The organism is Haliscomenobacter sp. (genome assembly GCF_040403615.1).
Taxonomy (GTDB): domain Bacteria; phylum Bacteroidota; class Bacteroidia; order Chitinophagales; family Saprospiraceae; genus Haliscomenobacter.
This window is the reverse complement of the sequence record NZ_JBBAKG010000204.1, coordinates 1-4,610: the sequence shown is the minus strand read 5'-3', so window position 1 is coordinate 4,610 and position 4,610 is coordinate 1. Positions and strand designations below refer to the sequence as shown.

At 42.3% G+C, this 4,610-nt stretch carries 3 protein-coding genes; all 3 read right to left on the bottom strand.

All coding sequences use genetic code 11. From position 1 onward, the window contains the following. On the bottom strand, nucleotides 1-3,379 hold a 3,379-nt coding region (locus ABW391_RS28640), incomplete at its 3' end, for a hypothetical protein (protein WP_353485332.1). A gap of 20 nt (nucleotides 3,380-3,399) precedes the next feature. Next, nucleotides 3,400-4,014, bottom strand: a complete 615-nt coding sequence (locus ABW391_RS28635) for a hypothetical protein (RefSeq protein WP_353485331.1) — start codon at nucleotides 4,012-4,014, stop codon at nucleotides 3,400-3,402. 29 nt (nucleotides 4,015-4,043) lie between these two features. Next, nucleotides 4,044-4,610: hypothetical protein (locus tag ABW391_RS28630; protein ID WP_353485330.1), on the bottom strand; the 567-nt coding region annotated here is incomplete at its 5' end.

Below are 4,610 nucleotides of genomic sequence, written 5' to 3'. Positions count from 1 at the left end.
GGGCATCATACATCATTTTTGATACGCTTTCATTGTCAGAAGTACCATACAATTCACCCCATTCCAGGGTGTCATTGACTGCATATTTCATGATGGCAATGTCCTCCAAACCTTCATTACTCAAGGTGTCTCCAAAGAAAGTAGTCGTTTGATCATAGGTTAGTCCAAGTAAAAGGCCGTTTCCTGCACCATATGAAATGGCAAATTTATGGGGCAACAAATGGGCAGCAGCACTGGTTCTGGCTTTGGTAAAGCTGCCATTATTAGCAAAACTCAGTAAGGTCAGGCTATCTCCGGGTACCAGTGTTGGATATCCATTTTGGATGCTTGTGCTTCCACCGCCAAATAAGGCTATTGTAGAGGCATTACCGCCTATTGCCAATGTCAAGCCTCCAATCGTAGTTTGACTAGAGCCCCCGATGGCGTTGATGAATTGCAGTTGATTGTCGTCGGAATACCGAAGTAAAAACACTGATCCAGCTTGAGGTAATGCTTGAAATTGGTTATTGATTTTCAAGGAATCGTTCTGCGCCTGGGCTGCCACTTGAATAATACCCGCTTTGTTTTCAGAAAACGCCAAACCACCTGATGTATCTATGTTTTCGACCAAGCTGATGTCCTTTACCTGGCCATTTTTGGTGATTTGTAGGAAGAATAACCCCGTTTGGTCATGGCTTGCGATTGAATCTATAGGCTGCCCCCCCAAGTACAATAAACCTTTGTAGTATCCTGCTACATACAACACTGAATCATACTGGGTAAAATGTTCCACACTCAACAGGCTATCTGACACCAGCGGCAATGCCCATACCGAGTTGGTATCTTGTCTGGTGATGAGGTATTCTTTGTGTTGTACACTGCTGCGCACGTAGTAGTCCGTCCATTCGTCCCAATCTTCGATGAGGTGTTCGATGCCTGCTTGTTCGAAGTGGCCAAGTTCTTGAATTTGATGGCTGTAGTTGTAGTAGTGTTGCTTGTTGCCAGTATTGAATACTAGTTTAGGCGTGGTTTTTCCTTCTGATATTACTGTAGAAAAACGATCAATGGATTGTTTAGCAGTAGTATCGGTGAACGTATGAATTACTATTTTTTGAGCATCAACATCCATTGAAGGTTCTATTAATTCGGTAAAGTAGGAGACCAATGAAATTGTAGTATCCTGATTACCTTGAAACCCTCCAAAAGTGGCATTGGTATGTTCAGCAATGTTAACCCCAATTGACACCCCTCCTTTGCGCCCCAAATCAGAAAAAGAAGGGCAGCGGCTAATGTTATTCACATTGAGTTTATCTTTTATACCCTCGACAGCATCGCCAACCCAATCGGTACATGCTCTTACGATTTGGAGCAACTTTTTCTTCACTTTTCCAAAAGTATTGTCTATGGTTCTCCCGAGTGCATCCAAGTTAATGACGATGTTTACTGGAGGAACAGCTATATCTTGATCACAGTCAACTCCGTCAAAAGGGTTAGTCCGACTATATCCCTCCCGGTATTCCATAAGGACAAAATTAATCGGACAAAACTTAATAATTGCACATTTCATCCTGGGGTCGTTGTATTTGGGTGGACTGGAATATTCAATCAAAAGCAGTTCTAACTCTGAATCTTCAAATGTTGGATAGGTTTGATAGAAGGTATTGAGTTGATTTCTTGTGATCAACCCTTGATAGGCATTACACATGTCCATTAGACTCCGCTCCACAGGATTTGGACAACAATCGTACTCAGGGATTCTATAATTGGTGAAATCACAAGAGCTGTAATTCTTTGTTCCAAAAATTCCGCAGTTCATCTCCACACAACCATTTATACATTTTCTATCTCGTCCTAGACCAACACCTGGAAAATCGGTGCTGATTCGATTGTAAGTCAAATCGCAATACTTAACCATGCTGCAGTCAAGTAGATTTTTAACTTTTTTCAATTCTTTTCTCAAATACTGTTCTTTTGCATTGTCTCCATTGGCTATGGCTTCTTCAATAGCCCCTCGAAGTACATATTCATACATGCCTGCTGGAACTTGTTGGTAACTATACTGATTTGTTCCAACTTTACGCAATACGCCATCCAAATCACAATAAACATCATATCCGCATTGGCCACCAGATTGGTGACCGGATTGCGGATCCCGAATAACCGTTTGAGTAACCCGTTGCTTTTTTCCCAAACAAGTCACATCGTATTGGCACAAAGATGCCACATTGATGCCAGTCTGCTTTTGCACCCCTGCAAAAGCCATTAGCGGCGTAGAACTTGGAATGTCAACTTCAAAATTGTATTGACAATCTAAAACTTCGACGCGGAATTGATGTTTACCTCCTCTTGTAAAACTGAACTGAGTGGTGGGCCAGGTACGAAAGATATCATCCACATAAATTTTTATTGGATTGCCTCCAATGTATTGAGGTAGTTTGATGACATTTTCATTGAAAATAACTTTACCTTCGATTACCCCGCAGTAAGGCATAATTTCCTTAACAAAATAAGACTTTAATGCATCAGGAGTCAAACTTCCGCAATCGACTCTTACCAACTTTTGGAGTACAATTGCAGCGCAACTGTTCTCAACAGTAACAGAAACAAATGTGCCCAATTCATAAGAACGAAGATCTTGTTTGGAAACTATCAAAACAGAGCCATTGCCAATTGGTACATTTCCAACACCATACCATTTCACGGCATTGGCTTGATCGTTGATTGGTTGAGCATCTCCTTCGCTATTTTTTAACTTGGCGATCAATTTTACCTTATTGGGGTCGCTTTGCTGCTGTACTTCTACGACAAGATCAGCACTACGGCTATTGGTTTGGCCACCTGTAGTGCATTTTTGAATGGTTTTTATCACGGTACAGCCGGAATTCAAATCCTCTACCTTGGCATAAAAAGTGCTCGGGTAATCATTGTAGTTTTGGGTAGCTCCGCCCACAGTCCAAACACTCCCATTGCTCGACCAACTGTATTTGTAGTTTCCGGTAACGGAAGGTTTGACTGTGACCACACTAAAATCCCAGTTTTCGATGTTGACTTCAAATGGTGCTTGGTCTGGGATGTTGATGGGCTCTATAGCCTTCATGCATACCGGAAATTGTTCGGGATAGTACAAAATGGAATAATTGCCAATACACAAACCCTCAAAACTATATTCAAAATTGCCTTTGGAAAAAGATTTTGACGCTTTAATGGTGTTGCCTTGACGAAGCTCTAGTTTCAAAGGGCCTGCGCTGACATTCAAAGCCAGTTTTATTTTTCCACGGCAACCTGCTCCTGCGCAAGTTCCAGTTGTTTCTAGTACGCGTACTTCGGTAGCGGCTAGTTGGGTTGCCTGCAAACAAGTAAGCAACACCATTCCCCAAAACCAGGTCGACTTAGTTTTCATAAGATATATTTTTAGCAGGTTTAATCAATTTTACGGCGCTTATAAATGCGGTATCCTAGGTTTATACTGTACGAACCATCATAGCGAGGTATATCCGATGAAAAAGAAATTCTTTTGTAATAAGGGCTAATAAAAAACAACCCTTCCAGCGAAACCCTTTTGCCTTCTATCAGCTTGATGCCTCCTAATGGCCCCAAAAACAATTGCCTTTGATGGTGTTGATATGCAAAGCTGGGGCTACGCGAATACAGGTAAAAAAAATTGCGTACTTCAGGAGAGGGCAATATTCCGCCTCCGTATGCTGCCATCACTCCAATGAACAACCAATTGGCACGACCTGGTTTTGCCAAAGGATACCAACGCCAAGAGCCATAAGCCCCGGCGTACAGGTAATTTTTGTACAGATCTGCCTGACAAGTGTTGTTATACGTGCCTTCTGTACAAGTACTAAGTACATTCATCATTAGCCCTGCCTCCCAAGCTGTGCGCTTGTCTGGGGCTATTTTTTCAAAACTTAAGGTTGGCATAATTTGATCAGCCCATAGAAATGGATTCAACTTAAGTTCAATGGTATTTTGGCCATTGAGCATGCTCAAGTTGCTGAGTAATAGCCATAAGAAAGTCAATTTTTTCATTTTACGCTTTTAATCGTTGAGTCCTTACGTTAAAATCGATACCCGACGGTCAATCCAGATACCAATCTCATTCTGCTTGACCCTGAATTAGACTTTTGGTATATTTTGGCTGCTTTGGTCAGGTATGGGCTATAAAAAGCATATCCTTCTATCACCAAATGCTCCCAAAGCACAGCCTTATATCCCAGGAGTGGCCCAACATAAACTAACTTTTCTTTGTGTGTAAAACTGAAGTCCTTTGCAGTAATGCCCTTCAGGTAAGTTTCGAAAATGGGTGGATAATTCTTGGGGACGCTATAGGCCCCCGCAAGCCCCAAAAATACGCCTCTGGCCTCGCCAGGATCTACGAAGTACCAGCGAAAAGCACCATATACCCCCCTGCGTTGATAGTCAAACGAATAGGGGCAGCGATCGTAAGGATTGTTAGGATCGTCAAAAATCGGGTTGCAGGCTACTGCTTGCTGCTTATTGTACATCAACCCAAATTCCACTGCAAAATGTGCTGCAGACACATACTCCAGTACAAGCGTTGGGGCATTGTTCCTTAAAGTTAGAAAGGGATTGACTTTGAGGTCTAGGGTGGATTGGGCTGGCAA